Origin of the sequence: Sphingomonas sp. CBMAI 2297, assembly GCF_029870595.1 — a bacterium.
Taxonomy (GTDB): Bacteria; Pseudomonadota; Alphaproteobacteria; order Sphingomonadales; family Sphingomonadaceae; genus Sphingomonas.
This window is the reverse complement of record NZ_JAPDIR010000002.1, coordinates 224,391-241,020: the sequence shown is the minus strand read 5'-3', so window position 1 is coordinate 241,020 and position 16,630 is coordinate 224,391. Positions and strand designations below refer to the sequence as shown.

Sequence of the window (16,630 nt, the reverse complement as noted above, 5' to 3'; positions counted from 1 at the left end):
TCTCCTCCTCCGCTATGGTCCACTCCTGTAGAGACCATCTCTACAAGTTTGCAGGCTAGCGGCCCAGCCCGTGCCGCACCGAAGTGGCGGCATGGCCGACACTCCCGCCACCTTCACCGCGGTCGATCTCTCGCGCCTCCCGGCGCCGAGCGTGATCGAAGCGCTCAGCTACGAGCAGATCCTGGGCGAGATGGTCGCCAACCTGGTCGAGCTGATGGGCGATGATTTCGACGCGCTGGTCGAATCCGATCCGGCGATGCGCCTGCTTCAGGTTGCCGCGATGCGTGAATTTCTGCTGCGGGGCCGCGTCAACGACGCTGCCAAGGCGGTGATGCCGGCCTATGCGGTAAAGGAAGATCTCGACAATCTGGCCGCGCTGATGGGCGTCACGCGCCTGGTGATCGCACCTGGCGATCCCGCCGCCGGCATCGATCCTGTCCGCGAAAAGGACGATGATCTCCGCCGCCGGCTCGTCCTGGCACCCGAAGGATATTCCGTCGCCGGGCCCGAGGGCGCCTACATCTTCCATGCCATGTCGGCGTCGGGCGATGTGCTCGACGCATCCGCGATCAGCCCCAGCCCCGGCGAAGTGCTCGTAACCGTGCTCTCGCGAACCGGCGACGGCACGGCACCGCCCGCGCTCCTCGCCATGGTCGATCAGCACGTTTCCGACGAAACCCGGCGCCCGCTCACGGACGCGGTCACCGTCCAGGGTGCGCACATTGTGCCCTATGCGATCACGGCCGCGATCACGACCTTCGCAGGTCCCGATGGCTCGATCGTCCTTGCCGAGGCCCTACGGCGCGCGGGCGAGTATCGCGACCGCCAGCACCGCCTGGGGCTCGACATCACGCGCTCGGGCATCTTCGCCGCGCTCCACTGCGAGGGCGTGCAGAACGTCGTGCTCACCTTGCCGGCCGCGGACATCGTGATCGACCGCAAAAGCGCGAGCTGGTGCACCGCCATCAACGTCACCCATGCGGGTGTCGGCGAATGACGGCGAGCCTCCTCCCCCCCAACGCGACGAAGCTCGAGCGCGCGATCGAGACGGCGATGGCGCGCCTGGCCGATCTCCCGGTCCCGCTCCGCCAACTCGTCTCGCCGGACCACTGCCCACTCGACTTGCTCCCCTATCTCGCCTGGGCGCTCTCGATCGACAGCTGGTCGAGCGATTGGCCCGAGCCGGTGAAGCGCGCGCGCGTCCGCCGCGCGATCGAGATTCAGCGCCGCAAGGGCACAGCGGAATCGGTTCGCGCCGTGGTCGAGAGCTTCGGCGGCGCCGTCGCGCTGCGGGAGTGGTGGCAGACCACGCCACGCGGCGAGCCCCACACCTTCAACCTCGCCGTCACCCTGTCGGGCGCCGGCGGCACCGAGGCCAGCGCAGCCTTTGCAGACGCGGTGATCGCCGAGGTCCGCCGCACCAAGCCCGTGCGCTCCCACTTCACTTACACCCAGGGCGTCAGCTTCGCCCGCAAGGTCGGCATCGTCGCCGCCGCCCGCCCCGCCATCTTCGCCCGCCTGTCGCTCGACGCGCCCGCCGCCTGACCGGAGACCCGCATGCCGTTTCAGTTCATCGTCACCGACGCAGGCCGCGCCGCCCTAGTCAACGCCAAGCACAACGGCACCAATGCCGTCACGATCGAGCAGGTCGGCTTCTCCGGCACGCCGATCGTGGCCACGCCGGCAACCACCGCCCTGCCCGGCGAAGTGAAGCGAATCGCCACGATCAGCGGGAGCGCGGTCGCGGCCGACACCATGCACGTCATCGTGCGCGACGAGAGCGCGGACGTGTTCACGGTGCGCTCGGTGGCGTTCTACCTTTCGGACGGCACCCTGTTCGGCGCCTATGGCCAACCGGCTGTCATCGGCGAAAAGTCCGCCCAGGCCATCTTCCTCCTCGCCATCGACGTGATCTTCGCGGACATCGCCGCGGCCATGATCCAGTTCGGCAACGCGAATTTCCTCAATCCGCCGGCGACCACGGACACCGCCGGCGTGGTCAAGCTCGCCACCGATGCGGACGCGCTCGCGTTGGCCAGCGCGATCAAGGCGCTCACCCCGCGCGGGATGGCGCTGGCCTTCTCGGCGGCGAACGTCCTGGCGCGCCTGCTCACCGTCGACGGCGCCGGCTCGGGACTGGACGCAGACCTGCTCGATGGGCAAGACGGCAGCTACTACACCAACATCACCGCGCGGCTCGGCTACACGCCGCTGAATGCCGTCTATTACACCGGCTCGGAGATCCTTGGCAGGTTGGTCGCGGTCGACGGCGCCGGCTCCGGACTGGATGCGGATCTGCTCGACGGCCGCCACGCCACGGACTTCGCGCTTCTCTCTGGCGCAGCCTTTGCCGGCGGCGTGTCCGCGCCCTCCTTCAATGCTGCTGGCGCAATCGCTGCGGGGACGGCGCTGACACGCGGTGGCTGGACGGTCTGGGATCAGGGCAACATTGCCCCATGGCATGTCGGCAATGACGGGTCCGGATCCGGCCTCGATGCCGATCTGCTCGACGGTCGCCATGCCACGGACTTCGCGCTGCTCAGCGGTGCCAACTTCACGGGCGACATCCAGTTCAACAGCACCGCCCGAACCTTCTATTCGAACAACTGGGCTTCCGTCTCCAGCTCCGCTCCCACGCGCTTCATCAACAATGCGAACTGGGAATGGATGAACACCAGCGCCTCAATCCTGATGCGGCTGACCACCGCCGGCGATCTGGCCGTGGCGAGCGGTCTCAACACGGGCGGAGCCATCACCCAGAACGGCAACCAGGTCTGGCATATCGCGAACGACGGCGCCGGCTCCGGGCTCGACGCGGATCTGCTGGACGGGCGCCAGGGCTCGGAGTTCGCCCTGTTGGCCGGTGCGACCTTCACCGGTCGCGTGAGCGCGACCGGGCTGCAGTCGACGGGCGGGAATGCGATCGAGCTGTTTGACGAATCCAATACCGTCGCGACGCGTTGGTACCTGGTGAACGGGGGAAACCGGCTGTCGATCTACGATCCGGGCGGTGTCGTGCGCTTTGTTCTCCAGGGCGCAACCGCGTCGATCGGTGGCGCACTGAATGTCTCCGGCACGATCACGCGCGCGGGCAGCCTGGTATGGGACGCGGCGAACGATGGCGCCGGATCCGGGCTCGACGCCGACCTGCTCGATGGCCAGCACGGGAGCTATTATGCCGATATCGTCGGGCGCCTGGGCTATACCCCCGTCAACAGGAACGGCGACACCTTCTTGGGCACCGTGCAGAGCACGGCGAGCGAAGGCCTGCGCGTCCGCGCCGCATCCCCGTTCATCAGCTTCTTCGATGCCGCGAACACCACGCGCCAGGGCTATATCCAGCACACGGGCAGCACCCTGGCGCTGGTGAATGAGGTAGGATCCACGATCGCGATCTCCGCATCCTGGTTCCAGCGCGGTGGGAACACGATCTGGGATGCCGGCAACGATGGCGCCGGATCCGGCCTCGATGCGGATCTGCTCGACGGCCGCCACGCCTCGGACTTCACCTTGCTCACCGATGCTACCCGAGCCGGCTCCAACGCCTATGGCTATTGGGAGAAGCGGCCGAACGGCGTGATCGAACAATGGGGCATGATCATCGGCCCGTTCCCCGAAGGTACGGTCGGCATTCACTATCCGATCCCGTTCACCGACCAGGCCTCGATCAACCTGACCCCCACCGCGTGCAACTTCGACGCCAGCAACCGCAAGGACATGATCGCGCAGTTCAGCTCGACCACCACGACCGACGGCCTCGCCTATCTGCAATGGACCGCCGCCGCGAGCAGCCTTTCCCAGGCCGATGCCCTGATGTGGCGAGCGATCGGCCGCTGAGTTTCAACGAGGAGCCCACCATGGAAATCAAGGTCAACGGCTATAGCGCCGACACCCGCACCGTCTCGGTCACCTATGATCATGCCGGCGTCACGCACACCAGGGACGTGAACGCCTGTCACGACGAGGCCGGCGCCTATGATCAGGTCGCCACCGCCGCCCGGGTCGAGGAAGTCGGCGCCGGCGTCGCGGCGAAGATCGCCGCCGGTGCGATCACCAACCCGCCGCCCGCCGAGGAGGAGGAACCGGGCGAGGAGTCGAAGGGCCGGAAGAAGAAGAAGACGGCGCCGGCGGAATAGGCCCGTTCTTGTAGAGACGGTCTCTACAGCTTCTCCCGCGCGCGGATCGGCACCGTGGTCGGCAATGTCCGGCACCATGAGCGCTCTCGCCGATCCGCGCCGCACCATCGGCAACATCCTGCAGCTGGGCACGATCGAACGGATCGACCTGGGCGCGGCCACGTGCCGCGTCCGCGTGGGTGACAACGTCACCGGCGATATCCCCTGGGCCACCGGCGGCGCCGGCCAGATGCTGCGCGTGTGGTCACCGCCCAGCGTCGGCGAGCAGTGCATGCTGCTCTGCCCGGAGGGCGACGATGAAGGCGGCATCGCCGTGCTCGGCATCTTCTCGGACACCCATCCCGCCCCATCCAGCGAACCGCTCGTGCTGCTCGAATTCAAGGACGGCAGCCGGTTCTCCTACGATCCCGAGGCCCACGCGCTCAAGATCCAGCTCGCCGGCGAAGGCACCGCCCTGCTCGAAGCGCCCGGCGGCCTGAAGATCACGGCTGATGTCGAGGTCGAAGGCGATATCAACCTCACCGGCAAGCTCGATGCCTCCGGCAAGATCACCAGCTCGGCCGACGTGATCGGCGGCGGAAAGAGCCTGAAGGATCACAAGCACACCGGCGTCACCGCCGGCGGTGGCGTCTCGGGGCCGCCGCAGTGATCGGCATGGATGCCCGCACCGGCAAATCGCTCGCCGGCGAGGCCCACCTGGCGCAGTCCGTGGGCAAGATCCTCGGCACGCCCCTGGGCAGCTGCGTCGCGCGCCGGGAGTTCGGCTCGCTGCTCGCCGAGCTGGTCGATCAGCCGGCCAACCCGGCGAGCCGCCTTCGCATCTACGCGGCCACCGCGCTGGCTATCCAGCGCTGGGAACCGCGGATCACGCTTACCCGCGTCAGCCTGGAGCAGACCGGCCCGGGCGCGTTCAACATCGTCCTGGACGGGAAGCGCACCGACACCGCGCAGCCCAACCTCCGCACCCGCCTCACCATCCCGCTCGCATCGCAGAGCGGCCTCCCCGTCTACGCCTGAAGGAGTCTCACATGCCCGATCAGTTCATGCATGGCATCACCATCACCGAAGTGAACGAGGGCGCGCGCAGCCTCGTCACGGTCGCCACCGCCGTCATCGGCCTGGTCGCCACCGCCACCGCGCCGGTGGGCGCCGCGCTGAACGCGCTCAACGCCGCCTTTCCGCTCAACAAGGCGGTGCTGGTCAACGACATGAGCGCCGCGATCGGCGTCGCCGGCACCGGCGGCACGCTGCGCGGCGTGCTCACCGCCATCTCGGATCAGGTCACCTGCCCCGTCGTCGTCGTCCGCGTTGCCACCGGCGCCGATGCTGCCGGCACCGATGCGAACGTGATCGGCGCCACGGTCGACGGCGTGAAGACGGGCATGCAGGCGCTGCTCGCGGCCGAAGCCCAGCTCGGCGTCAAGCCGCGCATCCTCGGCGCCCCTGGCCTCGATACCCAGGCGGTCACCGCTGCGCTGATCGTCGTGGCCCAGAAGCTGCGCGGCATGGCCTATGCCGCTGCCAATGGCGTCGATACCGCCGCCGCCATCGCCTATCGCGCCAACTTCTCGGCCCGCGAGCTGATGCTGCTCTATCCGGACTTCATCGCCTTCGACCAGGTCGCCGCGGCGAACGCCACCAGCTTCGGCACCGCGCGCATCCTCGGCCTGCGCGCGCATCGATCGCGAGCAGGGCTGGCACAAGACGATTTCCAATGTCGAAGTGCAGGGCGTCCTCGGCCTCACCAAGGATATCCAATTCGACATCCAGGATTCCGGCTGCGAGGCGAACCTGCTCAACGCGAAGGAGATCACCGCGCTGATCCGCGCTGGCGGCGGTTTCCGCGCCTGGGGCAGCCGCACCTGCTCCGATGAACCGCTGTTCGTCTTCGAGAGCGCCACCCGCACCGCCCAGGTGCTGCTCGACACGATCGGCAGCGGCATGATGTGGGCGATCGACAAGCCGCTCCGTCCCAGCCTGGTCAAGGACATCGTGGAGACGATCAACGGCAAGATCCGCGCAATGGTCTCGGCGGGCCAGCTCCTCGGCGGCAAGGCCTGGTACGATCCGGCGAAGAACACGCCCGATACACTGAAGGCCGGCAAGCTGGCGATCGACTACGAATATACGCCGGTGCCGCCGCTCGAAAACCTGCAGCTCACCCAGCGCATCACCGACACCTATCTGGCGAACTTCTCGATCGCCGCCGGTGCCGCTGGCTGATCCGCCCACCCTTCCCGCACGATATCAAGGAGCTAAGCCATGGGCTTTCCCCGCATCCTCAAGAATCTCAACCTCTTCAACGAAGGGCTCAGCTACCTGGGCGAGATCGGCACGGTCACCCTGCCCAAATTGGCGCTGGAAACGCAGGATTGGCGTGGCGGCGGCATGTTCGGCAAGGTGAAGCTCGATATGGGCCTGGACGCACTGGAGATGGAGTTCTCCACCGGCGGCCCGATGCGCGACGTGCTGCGCCAGTTCGGGGTTACCAACGCCTCGGGCGTCTTCCTGCGCTTTGCCGGCGCCTACCAGAACGATTCGACGGGCGATGTCGATACGGTCGAGATCACGGTACGCGGCCGCCATACCGAGATCGAGATGGGCGAAGCGAAGGCCGGCGAACCCGGCGAGTTCAAGGTGAAGTCGGCCCTCACCTATCTGCGCGTCGATTGGAACGGCGTGGAGGAGCTCGAGATCGACCTGCTCAACATGATCTTCCGCGTGGGCGGCGTCGATCGCCTGGAAGAGATCCGCAACGCCATCGTCTGATTCCGGGGCCGCCCGCGCCCTGCGCGGCCCTCCCTTCCCCCTCGACTTCACAGGTGCATCCATGACCGACTCTTCCACCACCGCCATTGCCGCCGCCACCGCCAACCATGGCACCCCGGTCTTTCGCAGCTTCTTCCTCGACACCGCGATCGTGGTGAACGGCCAGGTCGTTCACCCTGCAGGCACCGAGATCAAGGTGCGGAAGCCGGGTGCGCCCGAGCTGCGCGGCCTGCAGATCTCCAGCCTCTACCAGATGGATGTGAGCCAGTTGGAGACGCTCGCGCCCCGCATCACCATCCCCGTGCTGCACAAGGCCTATTGGTCCGCGGGCGGCATCGATCCCGCGGATATCACCCAGTTCGGCACCGAGGTGGCGGATTTTTTGCTACCGAAGGCGATGAAGCCGGCCTCCCCGACCGCGTAGAGGAGGTGATGGCGGACCTGGCGGCGGTGTTCCACTGGCCGCCTTCCGCCTCCGACGGGATGTCCATCCCCGATCTGATGCGCTGGCGCGCCCTCGCAATCGACCGCCTCAAGGCCATGAACGGCATCAAGGACTGAAGCTATGGACCGCAACTTACGCATCCGCATGATCCTCGAAGCGGCAGATCGGGCCTCCCGCTCGCTCCGTGACATTGCCTCCAGCAGCAGCCGCACGGGCCGCGCCCTCAACGAAACGCGCGAGCGCCTGCGGCAGCTGCAGCGCACCCAGGCCGATATCGCATCGTTCCGCTCGCTGAAGACGGGCCTGCAGGGCACCGGGGAACAGATGGGATTGGCGCGCGAGCGTGTCGCGTCGCTCGCCCGCCAGATGCGGGAGGCGGCAAACCCATCCCGCGCGCTGACGCGGGAGTTCGAACAGGCGAAGCGCGCGGCCGCCGCGCTGAAGCTGCAGCACGAGCAGGAAAGCGCGGAGCTACAGCGGATGCGCGATCGTCTCCGCGCTGCCGGCGTCGGCACGAACGACCTGGTCCACCACGAGCGCGAGTTGCGCGCGGCCATGGAGCGCACCAATCGCGAGATCCAGGAGCAGTCGCGCCGCCTGCAACAGGTGGATGCCAGGGCGCGGCGATTCGCGGAGGCCCGCAGCCGGTTCGACCAGGTGCAGGGCCGCGCGACCGGGCTTGCCGCCGGCGGGTTCGCCGCGGTGTCCACCGGCCAGACCATCGCACGCCCGGTGCTGGGCACGATCGACGCCGCGGCGAAATATCAGTCCACGATGACGGATATCGCCCAGAAAGCGAACCTCAGCCGCGCCGCCGGCGACAAGCTCGGCCAGACGCTGCTCGCCGCCGCCCAGGCGGCCAATCGCCTGCCCGAGGAGATGCAGGCTGGCGTCGACGCCCTGGCGGGCTTCGGCCTCGATCCGCGCGACGCGATGAAGATGATCACGCCGATCGGCCGCGCAGCCACCGCCTACAAGGCCGAGATGGCGGACCTGGCATCGGCATCGTTCGCGGTGAGCGACAATCTCAAGGTGCCGATCGAGCAGACCGGCCGCGTCATCGATGTCATGGCGGCCGCCGGCAAGGCCGGCGCCTTCGAGATGAAGGACATGGCACAGTATTTCCCCGCCCTCACCGCCGGCTATCAGGCGCTGGGGCAAAAGGGAGTGGGCGCGGTCGCGGATCTCGCCGCCGCCCTGCAGATCGCGCGCAAGGGCGCCGGCGACGCGTCCTCGGCCGCCACCAATGTCTCCAACATCCTGCAGAAGCTCAGCTCGCCGCAGACGATCAAGGCGTTCGACAAGTTCGGCATCAACCTGCCCCGGGCGCTGAAAAAGGCCTATGCGGAGGGCAAGACGCCCCTCGAAGCAATCGCCGAGCTGACGAACAAGGCGCTGAAGGGCGACATGTCGAGGATCGGATTCCTGTTCGAGGATTCCCAGGTGCAGCAGGGCCTGCGCCCGATCATTGCCAACATGGAGGAATATCGCCGCATCCGGACGGAGGCGATGAATTCGCCTGGCACCACGGACACCGATTTCGCGCAACGCATGCAGGACGCGGCGGAATCCACCCAGCGGCTAGCGGTGGCGGGGCGCGCGCTGGCAACTGACTTCGGCACCCAGCTCCTTCCAACCTGGTCGAAGATCACCGGCGCGGCGGCGGACTGGGCCAAGTGGCTGGGCAGCCTGGCGAAGCGACATCCCACCCTCACCCGCGCGATCGGCCTGACCGCCCTCGGACTCTCGGCGCTGTTCGTGATCATCGGCGGGGGTTCGCTTGCCATCGCCGGCCTTCTGGCTCCATTCGCGGCGCTCACCTTCGTCGCAGGGGCCTTCAACATTGCGATGTTGCCGTTGATCGGCATCGTGGCTGCCGTCGTGCTAGGTATCGGCGCGCTGATTGCGATCAGCTACCTGATCTATGCGAAATGGGGGCCGATCTCCGCCTGGTTCGCCGGGCTCTGGGAAGGCATCAAGCGCGCCTTCTTCGCGAGCCTGCAGTTCATGGCTTCGGCGATCATGAACTTCTCGCCGGTGGGATTGATGATCCGCGCCTTTTCCGCGCTGGTCGCCTGGCTTCCAGGCATCTGGGCGACGGTAAAGGCCTTGTTCGTGAATGGCGTAAGTGCCCTCGGCACGGCGTTCATCGGCTTCAACCCGACCAGCTTGTTGCTCGCGGGCTTCCTCGCCCTGCTCGGATGGCTGCGCGGAACGATGGCCGGCCAGCTCGCATCCGTCGGCGCCGACCTGATCCGCGGCCTGATTGGCGGCATCACGGGTATGCTGGGCACGCTCAAGAATGCCGTGGTCGGCGCAGCATCCTCGGCCGCCAGCTGGTTCAAGGAGAAGCTTGGCATTCACTCCCCGTCCCGCGTCTTCATGGGCTTCGGCGGCTACATGATGCAGGGACTCGATCAGGGCATCATCCGGAACCAGCAGGCGCCCGTCCAGCGCATCACCGAGCTTTCCCAGCGCATAAAGGCAGCGCTCGCCGTGGGTGCCGTGGCGACGGCCGCACCGGCGATGGCCGCCGCCGCCCCCCCGCCGGCAGCGGCTGCCCATGCTCCCCCCGGCTCCGGCCTCTCGATCGCCAAGGTCGAGATACATATCCACGCGAAGGATGGACAATCCGCCACCGATATCGCCGAGGCGGTGCGCAAGGAGCTGGAGCGCCTGGAACGCGATCGGCGCGCCAATGAGCGCTCCTCGATGCGCGACTTCGGCGATGGAGCCGATGCATGACCAGCAAGCTGATGTCGCTGGGGATGTTCGTCTTCTCGATCCCCACCCTCGCCTATGACGAGCTGCAACGCCGCAGCTCGTGGCGCGTCGCGCGCAATTCGGTGGTCGGCGCAAAGGACGCCCTGCAGTTCCTGGGCGCGGATCTCGACACCATTTCGCTGTCGGGCAGCGCACCCGCCGAGATCAGCAAGGGCCGCGCCTCGATCGATCAGCTGCGCGAGATGGCGGAAGAGGGGGAGGCATGGCCGCTGGTGGACGGCTCCGGCATTGTCTGGGGCGCCTACATCATCACCGGTATCGATGAACGCCAGAGCCGTTTCACGCCCAATGGCACCGCGCGTATGATAGACTTCGCGATCGACCTGTTGGAAGCCGGCGCGCCCGGAACCGGCAGCGCCTACAGCACCGGAGCCAGCGGATGATGGGGGTGAACTACCCGGATTGGCGCGTCGTGGTCGCGGGGAACGACGTGACGGGCAAGATGCGCCCGCGCCTCGTCTCCCTGCGCCTCACCGAGAAGCGGGGCAGCGAAGCCGACCAGCTCGATATCGCCCTGGACGATACCGATGGCCTGCTGGCGCTGCCGAAGGAAGGCGCGGAAATCAGCCTGGAGCTGGGCTGGCTCAACGGCCCCGACGTGCGGGCCGGCCTGGTCGACAAGGGCCGGTTCAAGGTGGATAGCGTGAACCATTCCGGGCCGCCCGACACGGTCACGATCCGCGCCCGTGCGGTCGATTTCACCAGCAAGATCGGCACACGCCGCAGCCGCAGCTGGCACGATGTCACCTTGGGCACGGTAGTTCGCGAGATCGCCAACGGGAACGCCCTCACCCCGCGGATCGAAGCGAAACTGGCGGCCATCACCGTCAAATCGCTGTCGCAATGCCGGGAAAGCGACGTCGCCTTCCTGCGCCGCCTGGGCAAGGAACACGATGCGCTCGCCACCATCAAGCGCGGCTATCTCGTCTTCGCGCCGATCGGCACGGGCAAGACGGCATCGGGAAAGGATCTGCCGACCGCGATCATCAATCGCCAGCAGCAGGATCGCCATAGCTTCGACATCGAGGCGCGCGAGGGGGCCGGCAAAGTCACCGCAGATTGGCACGATCGCAAGAGCGCCGCCAAGAAGACCGTCTCCGCGGGCAGCGGCGATGGCCCCGAGCGCAAGTTGGCCCGCACCTATGCGAGCGAGGCCGCGGCGAAGAAGGCGGTTGCCGCCGAGGCAAGCCGATCGAAGCGCGCGCCGCGCAAGATGTCCGTCACGCTCGCGCTCGGCCGCGTGGACCTGTACCCTGAGCAGAAGACGGGCGTTGCCGGCTTCAAGGCGGAGATCGACGCCACGAATTGGGTGATCGCCGAGGTGCAGCACCAGCTAGACGGCAACGGCGGCTTCACCAGCCAGGTGCAGCTCGAGTTGGCGCCCTAGGCGTTGTCTGCATTCAGGGATTCCGTTTGTGCGTGAGTTCTGCTTCAAGGTCGTCGAAGGAGACGAGCCTTGAGCAAGTGCCTTGTGGCGCTCGTACTCGACGGTCCATCCCAAAAAGGGGCAGATCACCAGCCACCTCTCATCGAGCGCGCATGGAATTTCGTTTCACATTCGTATCTATTTGAACTAAACTCCAAGTACCGCTATGGGTGCCAACCGCATCAGGGAAAAGAATCGTCGACGGAGAGAGCGCCATGAAATATCGACGTTACGGTGACGTCCTTATAACCCTGACATCGCAATATAAACTGCGTTATGCAGATCATGGAAGCGGCGCTCGTTGGGATGGCACATTCTGGCATCCCAAGAGCGACGGCAATTTTCGTCCGCTCGGTAGTGTTTGTGTCGGCGGCCATGCGAACATCAACTTCAACCGTGCATCCATGTTGCTTGCCAATGCGCCTGACCACGTGGCGTTGGCGGCTCCTCTCGATTACTCCTGGGTCTGGGACGATCACGGATCAGGAGCCAAGACGAATTGCTCGGTCTGGCGGCCAGTTCCACCGGAAGGATATGTAGCGCTGGGTGACGTTGCCGCATCGGGTTACTTGAAGCCAAGTCTTAGTGATATCTGGTGCGTCCGTGCCGATTTGGTAACGAGTGGTGTTTTTACCTCTGGCCCGGCGTGGCGAGATGCCGGCTCAAAGGGCAGGCACGACATTGCGGCATGGCCTGTCGAAGTCGGCGATTCCTCCAGAGACCTGCAGATGGGTATATTGGCGCCAGATACATTCATCGGCGTTGCCAGTTATGATTTTCCGCCGGATGCTGGTCTGGCGAGAGTTATTCAAATCCCGATCGTGGTAGACGAGCGCGACATGCCGGAAAGGCCGATGTTGAAGAGTCGTCGAGAGCCGCGCGATCCTATCTCACCAGTAAAAGATCGTAGCGTTGTCTTACCTTTCACAGCATTGCTCGATCGAACCGATCGACCAAGTCTAAACAAGATCGAAGATCCGTTCTGCACTATCGAGCGATCCGTAAATTGGTCATTGATAGCATTTGACGACAACACAACGACCGCTCCGCAGACCATAACTAAATCGGTCACTGTTGGATTTACGGTAACCGAGGCACAATCCTTCGCGCATAGCACTGGTGTGAAGGCTGGGCTAGATATCGGCGACAAGATAAAATTCAAGATTGAACTTAATTATCAGTTTACGCATATCGCTTCTTCCAGCACCTCCAGCCTATTGAGCACCACTGTCATTCGTAATCTCACTACGCCCCCAGGCGTTGCCGCTGCATTGTGGACAACAACCTATACGTTCAGGGTAACCCGCGCCGATGGTACGGTCGTCGGACGTGATCTCAGATTCGACGTCGACAATGTAGCGCATGATCAATATCCGCCCGCGGCGCATAATATCCAGAAGGCAACGATATCCTCGAGAGCAGATCCAGGATGAATTTGTAGCATTTCGAGGAGACTTCATCGGAGATAGGGCATAGCTTGGTTACAAAGCTTTATCGGACAGCGCCATCACGTCTGGAAAACGACAATATCCCGACCCTCAAGTCATGTTCGGCGCGAGCTGCTCCGGTGGAGTAGATTGCGATAGTCGCCCTCGGCCATGATACGTGCGCTCGCGCGCCAGCCGCCTCACCCGAGTGGGCTTCGTCCATCTCGCATGCGCCATGATCTGGATACGATGAATGCAGACAACGCCTAGAGCGACTTGCAGACCTGCGCCGAGGGATGCGCGCTACAATAGGACTTCACGACATCGTCGTTCGCTGGCGTCCAATAGCCGAACCCTTTTGCGGCATCGAGCACCGACTCGGAGTTCGCGCCCATATGCGCGAGCTGGCGGAGTTGCTGCCCATCAAGCGAGAAATGGGCGATTTTCCGCCCCACCGTTGGTTCAGCGCCGGCGGGTCCGAGGATGGTGAAGTTGATGGTGTCGATCTTCCCCGGCACCAGCGGGTGCCCATCGGTCATGGCCTTGCCCACCGCTAACACCTCGGCGCCGGCACGCTCCAGCAGGGCGCCCTCCCTTGGAGTGTCCTGCCCAAGATCGATCGTCAGATTCAGTATCGGCTCGTAATAGCCATCGTTCTTCACGGCCGCTTTGGGCACCGACGTGGCAACGGGTTTCGGCTGCTCGGAGGCACCGCATCCGGCAGCCAACAACAGCGCGAGCAAGGCGAAGAACCGCCGCGGTGCGAATTCATTTGGCACTGTAGGAAAATTCCTGCGAGCTAGAACACAACGAGAACACGAATCGGAACGAGTCGTTGAGCGAACCGGTATTTCGGCTGACTCCTGGATGCGAGCAGTCCTGCCCACGTTGCGACGTCATGTGCGCGGTGCTCGCGGCGACTCGCGACCACCTGTGGCGGGAGCTGGAGGAGCTTCATCGGCTCCGCGCGCTCCGTCCTGGTCGAGTTGCGGCAGCAGAGCTTGAACTTGCGCGAGGCCGATTGGCAGACGCTGAGCGAGGATTCGAGCGAGTTCGGCCCGCGAAAGCTCGTGATCGAGCGGCAGCAGCAGGCCCTCAAACATCCTCGTCAGCGCAGCTTCACTAGGCAATGCGACGCGCATCGTAACGAACTGAAGCGTTTTCGCGTTCTCTGGTGCGGCGAGACTTGTTCCCGCGTTCGCCTCGTCAAAAGCAGCCCGCACATGCTGGAACCAGGCAGGCATCCGCTTGGCCGTGCCATTTTCAAATGCGGAGATCGATTGCTGACTGAGGCCGGTCTCGGAGCCCGCCGCTTCAGCGTGGCGACGCGCGCGCGCAGCGAGTTCAGCAGCCGACCAGCCCAGCCGAGCCCGCTCCGATTTCACCCAAGCCGCAACCTCAGAAACGCTCATGCCCAAGGGCCTACAAAAAAATTTGTAGCGCGCCGCTACAAAAACTCTTGTAGTAATTACCTGTCTTAGGTAATTCTCTTGTATGAACACGCGCCAAGCATATCTCGCCTTCGTAGAAGCGGTAAGGATTGCCACGTCGCAATCGGCCTTCGCCTTGGGCGTTGGCACATCCCAGCAGCGCATTTCCTACCTTCTGAAGCACGAGCGCCCATTGCCTGGCGAATTGGTCCTGGCCGCCGAGAAACTGACCGGCGTTTGCCGCCACCAACTCCGGGTGGACCTGTACCCACTGCCCGCCGCTGACGGCGACGGCAGCGACGATCAGCCGGATCTCTTTGAACGCGACGGCGTCGCCCCAGTGCCCCCTTGCCATGACGCCGTCGTATCCACCGCCGCTCCGATCGTCGCGTGCGATCGGAGCGGCATTTCGCACCCGAAGGCAAAATGATGTCCGTGGAGCATACGCCGGGGCCGTGGTCGACCGCAAACGACGATGGCGGCAATGGCCTGCTGTCTGTGACGATGGGCCACGACAAGGCGTGGATGCACTTCAATCCCTCGGTGTCGAGTTTTGGTTATGACCCGACAGAGGAGATGCGCGCCAACGCCCGCCTGATCGCCGCCGCGCCGGAGCTGCTGGAGGCGCTGGAGAACGCAGAGGTTCTCTGCACAGCGTGCGTCGCGCGTGATCGCACCGAGACCAAGCGCCGGCCGCACAGCACCGGTGCGAAGGAAATCCTCGCTCGATCGGAGGCCTGCCTCGCAACTGTTCGCGCCGCCATCGCCAAAGCGCGAGGTGAAGCATGAGCACCGGCTTCGACTTCACCGGCAACGCGCCAAAACCGGTCTCTATCAAGGCTCACCAGGTCCGGACGCTCCCCGCCCTGCGCATGGCGCTCGATGACCTGGTCAAGGTCGCTGACGATCGCGGCACCAAGCATGTCGATCTGCGCGAGGTTTCGCCCATGCGCGGCGTGCAGGTCAGCCTGATCGATTTCGGCGGACGCCTCTACATCTCCTTCGAAGGACTCCGCGCATGAGCGCCATCACCGATAACCCCGCGGGTCGCAGCGCGGGCACCGGCGCCCTGGGTATCTCTCCCGCCCAGGGCGCCAATCCTTCCACGGCGCTGGACGAGCTGTTTGCGCAGCGAGCCCGCCTGGCGCACGAACTTCGCCATCTCCGGGAACGGCTGACCAGGCGAGTGTGTCGCAACATGCTCCTGAACACGCTGATGGATGTCCATATCCGGATCAGCGCCCAAGCCAGAATCGAGCGGCGCTGCAGCGAGTGCGGCGCGGGCTTGTCCGATGCGGGCTCGGTCGCCCCCGTCCGCGTGTTCTGCACCCCTTGCGACGAAGCGATCCCGTTTTGACCCGCGCCCGCGAACCCCTCACCTTCCCTCGCGCGATCACCAGGATCGCGGGCTTGGTCGATTATCCCGACATGGCCCGTATCGTGGCCCGCAGCGAGCGCCTGGTGCGCAAATGGTCGCACCCGACGGCAGAGGCCTATCCCACGCTGATGCAGGCGGTGACGCTCGATAGCGCCTATGTCGCCGCCGGCGGGGACGGCACGCCCCTGCACGAAGTCTATTCCCGGATGCTCGATATCGAGCTTGGCCGCCAGATCACCTGCCAGCTCGCATTGTCCGCGGCGATTGCGGTCGCGGCCAGGGAGTTCGGCGAAGCCGTCGCAGCCAGCATCGCCGTGACCAGGCCGGGAAATCCAGATCCACGCGCGATCTATGTCGCGCTGTCCGAGAACGAGGAAGCCTGCGAAGCGATGGCGGTCGTCACGCGGCACCTCACTGCACTCCTGCCGAACGGCGCTGGGCCGATCGGGGAAGCGAAGGGGGAACCCCAATGACGGCCGCCAAACGAAAATCCCGCCCGAGGCTGCCCAGCCTCCACTGCCCGCACTGCGGATCCCGCGCGATCGTGCGCAGCAACAATGAGGTGACGCCGATCGTGCGCGAGCTGCGGATGATCTGCACCAACGACGAGGAATGCGGCTGCATCTTCGTCGGCCAGCTCACCGCGACGCACATCGTTCGCCAGAGCGCGATCCCGAATCCTTCTGTCACCCTGCCCGTCAAGAAGTGGGGCGTGCCGGCGAACGATACCGGCCCGACGCCTGCCAACGACGAACAGCCGCCGGCGGCCGAGGGGGCCGCCACCTGACCGGCTAGCTCTTCCACCCGGCTCCCTGGCCCAGCCCGACCACCTCCA

General features: G+C 65.3%; 21 protein-coding genes and 1 pseudogene. 19 read left to right on the top strand and 3 right to left on the bottom strand.

What is annotated here, in order from left to right:
* Positions 1 to 91: 91 nt before the first annotated feature.
* From OMP43_RS03865 to OMP43_RS03800, 14 genes and pseudogenes are all read left to right on the top strand, one after another.
* Complete coding sequence (locus OMP43_RS03865) at positions 92 to 997, top strand: baseplate J/gp47 family protein (RefSeq protein WP_280278403.1); 906 nt, start codon at positions 92 to 94, stop codon at positions 995 to 997.
* Positions 994 to 1,545: a phage tail protein I gene (locus OMP43_RS03860; protein WP_280278401.1), complete on the top strand. Its 552-nt coding sequence runs from the start codon at positions 994 to 996 to the stop codon at positions 1,543 to 1,545. Before OMP43_RS03865 ends, OMP43_RS03860 begins: the two co-directional genes overlap by 4 nt.
* Positions 1,546 to 1,557: 12 nt before the next feature.
* Positions 1,558 to 3,837, top strand: a complete 2,280-nt coding sequence (locus OMP43_RS03855; RefSeq protein WP_280278400.1) for a hypothetical protein — start codon at positions 1,558 to 1,560, stop codon at positions 3,835 to 3,837.
* A gap of 20 nt (positions 3,838 to 3,857) precedes the next feature.
* A complete protein-coding gene (locus OMP43_RS03850) occupies positions 3,858 to 4,136 on the top strand; it encodes a hypothetical protein (RefSeq protein WP_280278399.1) in 279 nt (92 codons plus the stop codon).
* A gap of 76 nt (positions 4,137 to 4,212) precedes the next feature.
* A complete protein-coding gene (locus tag OMP43_RS03845; RefSeq protein WP_280278397.1) occupies positions 4,213 to 4,785 on the top strand; it encodes a phage baseplate assembly protein V in 573 nt (190 codons plus the stop codon).
* A gap of 5 nt (positions 4,786 to 4,790) precedes the next feature.
* On the top strand, positions 4,791 to 5,153 hold the full coding sequence (locus OMP43_RS03840; protein WP_348538590.1) for a GPW/gp25 family protein: 363 nt from the start codon (positions 4,791 to 4,793) through the stop codon (positions 5,151 to 5,153).
* A gap of 11 nt (positions 5,154 to 5,164) precedes the next feature.
* A pseudogene (locus OMP43_RS03835) lies at positions 5,165 to 6,359 on the top strand (phage tail sheath subtilisin-like domain-containing protein).
* 39 nt (positions 6,360 to 6,398) lie between these two features.
* Positions 6,399 to 6,905, top strand: coding sequence for a phage major tail tube protein (locus tag OMP43_RS03830; protein ID WP_280278394.1), 507 nt, complete (start codon positions 6,399 to 6,401; stop codon positions 6,903 to 6,905).
* Positions 6,906 to 6,966: 61 nt separating this feature from the next.
* Positions 6,967 to 7,329: a phage tail assembly protein gene (locus OMP43_RS03825; RefSeq protein WP_280278393.1), complete on the top strand. Its 363-nt coding sequence runs from the start codon at positions 6,967 to 6,969 to the stop codon at positions 7,327 to 7,329.
* A gap of 8 nt (positions 7,330 to 7,337) precedes the next feature.
* Complete coding sequence (locus OMP43_RS03820) at positions 7,338 to 7,466, top strand: GpE family phage tail protein (protein ID WP_280278391.1); 129 nt, start codon at positions 7,338 to 7,340, stop codon at positions 7,464 to 7,466.
* 4 nt (positions 7,467 to 7,470) lie between these two features.
* The gene (locus OMP43_RS03815) at positions 7,471 to 10,095 is read left to right on the top strand and encodes a phage tail tape measure protein (RefSeq protein WP_280278390.1); all 2,625 of its coding nucleotides are present in this window, start codon (positions 7,471 to 7,473) and stop codon (positions 10,093 to 10,095) included.
* A complete protein-coding gene (locus OMP43_RS03810; RefSeq protein WP_280278388.1) occupies positions 10,092 to 10,517 on the top strand; it encodes a phage tail protein in 426 nt (141 codons plus the stop codon). The genes OMP43_RS03815 and OMP43_RS03810 overlap by 4 nt, the downstream gene beginning before the upstream one ends.
* Positions 10,517 to 11,521: a contractile injection system protein, VgrG/Pvc8 family gene (locus OMP43_RS03805; RefSeq protein ID WP_280278386.1), complete on the top strand. Its 1,005-nt coding sequence runs from the start codon at positions 10,517 to 10,519 to the stop codon at positions 11,519 to 11,521. The genes OMP43_RS03810 and OMP43_RS03805 overlap by 1 nt, the downstream gene beginning before the upstream one ends.
* A 254-nt stretch (positions 11,522 to 11,775) precedes the next feature.
* Positions 11,776 to 12,993 carry a Vps62-related protein gene (locus OMP43_RS03800; protein WP_280278385.1) on the top strand — a complete coding sequence of 406 codons (1,218 nt, stop codon included), beginning with the start codon at positions 11,776 to 11,778 and terminating at the stop codon, positions 12,991 to 12,993.
* Between the two features lie 260 nt (positions 12,994 to 13,253).
* On the opposite strand, the gene OMP43_RS03795 is transcribed toward OMP43_RS03800, so the two are convergent.
* The 3 genes from OMP43_RS03795 to OMP43_RS03785 all read right to left on the bottom strand — a co-directional run bounded on the left by OMP43_RS03795 (position 13,254) and on the right by OMP43_RS03785 (position 14,772).
* Positions 13,254 to 13,766, bottom strand: a complete 513-nt coding sequence (locus OMP43_RS03795; protein ID WP_280278383.1) for a hypothetical protein — start codon at positions 13,764 to 13,766, stop codon at positions 13,254 to 13,256.
* Positions 13,767 to 13,883: 117 nt separating this feature from the next.
* The gene (locus OMP43_RS03790; protein ID WP_280278381.1) at positions 13,884 to 14,399 is read right to left on the bottom strand and encodes a hypothetical protein; all 516 of its coding nucleotides are present in this window, start codon (positions 14,397 to 14,399) and stop codon (positions 13,884 to 13,886) included.
* Between the two features lie 10 nt (positions 14,400 to 14,409).
* Complete coding sequence (locus OMP43_RS03785) at positions 14,410 to 14,772, bottom strand: hypothetical protein (RefSeq protein ID WP_280278379.1); 363 nt, start codon at positions 14,770 to 14,772, stop codon at positions 14,410 to 14,412.
* 74 nt (positions 14,773 to 14,846) lie between these two features.
* Here OMP43_RS03785 and OMP43_RS03780 point away from each other — a divergent pair, with 74 nt between their 5' ends.
* The 5 genes from OMP43_RS03780 to OMP43_RS03760 are packed head-to-tail and all read left to right on the top strand — an operon-like array spanning position 14,847 to position 16,582.
* Positions 14,847 to 15,206, top strand: coding sequence for a hypothetical protein (locus tag OMP43_RS03780; RefSeq protein WP_280278377.1), 360 nt, complete (start codon positions 14,847 to 14,849; stop codon positions 15,204 to 15,206).
* Positions 15,203 to 15,439 carry a hypothetical protein gene (locus tag OMP43_RS03775; protein ID WP_280278376.1) on the top strand — a complete coding sequence of 79 codons (237 nt, stop codon included), beginning with the start codon at positions 15,203 to 15,205 and terminating at the stop codon, positions 15,437 to 15,439. Before OMP43_RS03780 ends, OMP43_RS03775 begins: the two co-directional genes overlap by 4 nt.
* The gene (locus OMP43_RS03770) at positions 15,436 to 15,774 is read left to right on the top strand and encodes a hypothetical protein (protein WP_280278374.1); all 339 of its coding nucleotides are present in this window, start codon (positions 15,436 to 15,438) and stop codon (positions 15,772 to 15,774) included. Before OMP43_RS03775 ends, OMP43_RS03770 begins: the two co-directional genes overlap by 4 nt.
* Positions 15,775 to 15,827: 53 nt before the next feature.
* On the top strand, positions 15,828 to 16,268 hold the full coding sequence (locus OMP43_RS03765; protein ID WP_280278372.1) for a hypothetical protein: 441 nt from the start codon (positions 15,828 to 15,830) through the stop codon (positions 16,266 to 16,268).
* On the top strand, positions 16,265 to 16,582 hold the full coding sequence (locus tag OMP43_RS03760) for an ogr/Delta-like zinc finger family protein (RefSeq protein ID WP_280278371.1): 318 nt from the start codon (positions 16,265 to 16,267) through the stop codon (positions 16,580 to 16,582). Before OMP43_RS03765 ends, OMP43_RS03760 begins: the two co-directional genes overlap by 4 nt.
* The last annotated feature ends 48 nt before the right edge of the window (positions 16,583 to 16,630 follow it).

What these genes read in the sequence shown, in the direction of transcription:
- OMP43_RS03865 (WP_280278403.1), top strand. Translation starts at nt 92, where the DNA reads ATGGCCGACACTCCCGCCACCTTCACCGCGGTCGATCTCTCGCGCCTC.
- OMP43_RS03860 (WP_280278401.1), top strand. Translation starts at nt 994, where the DNA reads ATGACGGCGAGCCTCCTCCCCCCCAACGCGACGAAGCTCGAGCGCGCG.
- OMP43_RS03855 (WP_280278400.1), top strand. Translation starts at nt 1,558, where the DNA reads ATGCCGTTTCAGTTCATCGTCACCGACGCAGGCCGCGCCGCCCTAGTC.
- OMP43_RS03850 (WP_280278399.1), top strand. Translation starts at nt 3,858, where the DNA reads ATGGAAATCAAGGTCAACGGCTATAGCGCCGACACCCGCACCGTCTCG.
- OMP43_RS03845 (WP_280278397.1), top strand. Translation starts at nt 4,213, where the DNA reads ATGAGCGCTCTCGCCGATCCGCGCCGCACCATCGGCAACATCCTGCAG.
- OMP43_RS03840 (WP_348538590.1), top strand. Translation starts at nt 4,791, where the DNA reads ATGGATGCCCGCACCGGCAAATCGCTCGCCGGCGAGGCCCACCTGGCG.
- OMP43_RS03830 (WP_280278394.1), top strand. Translation starts at nt 6,399, where the DNA reads ATGGGCTTTCCCCGCATCCTCAAGAATCTCAACCTCTTCAACGAAGGG.
- OMP43_RS03825 (WP_280278393.1), top strand. Translation starts at nt 6,967, where the DNA reads ATGACCGACTCTTCCACCACCGCCATTGCCGCCGCCACCGCCAACCAT.
- OMP43_RS03820 (WP_280278391.1), top strand. Translation starts at nt 7,338, where the DNA reads ATGGCGGACCTGGCGGCGGTGTTCCACTGGCCGCCTTCCGCCTCCGAC.
- OMP43_RS03815 (WP_280278390.1), top strand. Translation starts at nt 7,471, where the DNA reads ATGGACCGCAACTTACGCATCCGCATGATCCTCGAAGCGGCAGATCGG.
- OMP43_RS03810 (WP_280278388.1), top strand. Translation starts at nt 10,092, where the DNA reads ATGACCAGCAAGCTGATGTCGCTGGGGATGTTCGTCTTCTCGATCCCC.
- OMP43_RS03805 (WP_280278386.1), top strand. Translation starts at nt 10,517, where the DNA reads ATGGGGGTGAACTACCCGGATTGGCGCGTCGTGGTCGCGGGGAACGAC.
- OMP43_RS03800 (WP_280278385.1), top strand. Translation starts at nt 11,776, where the DNA reads ATGAAATATCGACGTTACGGTGACGTCCTTATAACCCTGACATCGCAA.
- OMP43_RS03790 (WP_280278381.1), bottom strand. Translation starts at nt 14,399, where the DNA reads ATGAGCGTTTCTGAGGTTGCGGCTTGGGTGAAATCGGAGCGGGCTCGG.
- OMP43_RS03785 (WP_280278379.1), bottom strand. Translation starts at nt 14,772, where the DNA reads ATGGCAAGGGGGCACTGGGGCGACGCCGTCGCGTTCAAAGAGATCCGG.
- OMP43_RS03780 (WP_280278377.1), top strand. Translation starts at nt 14,847, where the DNA reads ATGTCCGTGGAGCATACGCCGGGGCCGTGGTCGACCGCAAACGACGAT.
- OMP43_RS03775 (WP_280278376.1), top strand. Translation starts at nt 15,203, where the DNA reads ATGAGCACCGGCTTCGACTTCACCGGCAACGCGCCAAAACCGGTCTCT.
- OMP43_RS03770 (WP_280278374.1), top strand. Translation starts at nt 15,436, where the DNA reads ATGAGCGCCATCACCGATAACCCCGCGGGTCGCAGCGCGGGCACCGGC.
- OMP43_RS03760 (WP_280278371.1), top strand. Translation starts at nt 16,265, where the DNA reads ATGACGGCCGCCAAACGAAAATCCCGCCCGAGGCTGCCCAGCCTCCAC.